Below are 848 nucleotides of genomic sequence, written 5' to 3' on the forward strand. Positions count from 1 at the left end.
TGGACTCATAATGTGTTTGAGCTTCAAAAATATATCCCAGAGCATCGAATGAAATTCAATAAAAAATTTATTTTTTGTTCTTATGAATTACAGGATTGAAGCCAAAATTTTTGCTTCTGCTGAATAGATCATCTCCTGAAGCAAGATTATCTCGTTCAATCCTGAGAGTGCTAACACTGTATATTTTTTAGCCAATGCCTTATCTCCAAGGATAGTCCCATTAGGCAAAGTTACAAAGAATTTACCCTGTTCACCAGCCAAATTCAGATAGTATTCTGCCTTTGTCAGATTGTACTGCTGAGGAGCCAGACCGCGGGTTGCGTTATCGTAGTAATTGGAAAATTGCGGGCTGATTGGACCGATATAATTCTGGGCAAGGTACTGACCCATATAATAGTAGGGATGCTCGATCTCTGTATAGTTTATTGCGTATTCCACGGCTTTTCTGAAGTCGAGTATATTGGTAGGATATACCTGCGTGTTCATTGACCATGGTATCACCCCAGGATTTGCTCCGAAATTCTTGAAGAACGAATTCAGTGGCATAGAATCATATGGAGATGCACCAGCGATCGATCCTATATATGGTATGCTGACATAGCTGATCTGATAATCATTATCAAGGAAACCGCTTACGCGGCCGGAGTGTTCAATTCCGTAGTCCAGTATCAACGTTGAAATATGGGCTGGTTGCGCAACCGCAGGAAGATCCTTGTTCTGCCAGTATGGAATACCCCAGTAATGTGGATTGGAAACCAACGTTATGGAGGATAAAGACGCACCTATTGCAGATATCATGTACGGACCTGTTCCCGGCATGCCGTTTGAGTCTATGTATTCATTTGTAC

General features: G+C 41.5%; 1 protein-coding gene. It reads right to left on the reverse strand.

Annotated elements, in window-relative coordinates:
* Nucleotides 1-87 precede the first annotated feature (87 nt).
* Nucleotides 88-848, reverse strand: a 761-nt coding sequence (locus Q0C15_RS07440) for an ABC transporter substrate-binding protein (RefSeq protein ID WP_297217932.1), incomplete at its 5' end; no start/stop codon positions are given.

This window comes from Thermoplasma sp. (assembly GCF_023256435.1).
Lineage (GTDB): Archaea > Thermoplasmatota > Thermoplasmata > Thermoplasmatales > Thermoplasmataceae > Thermoplasma.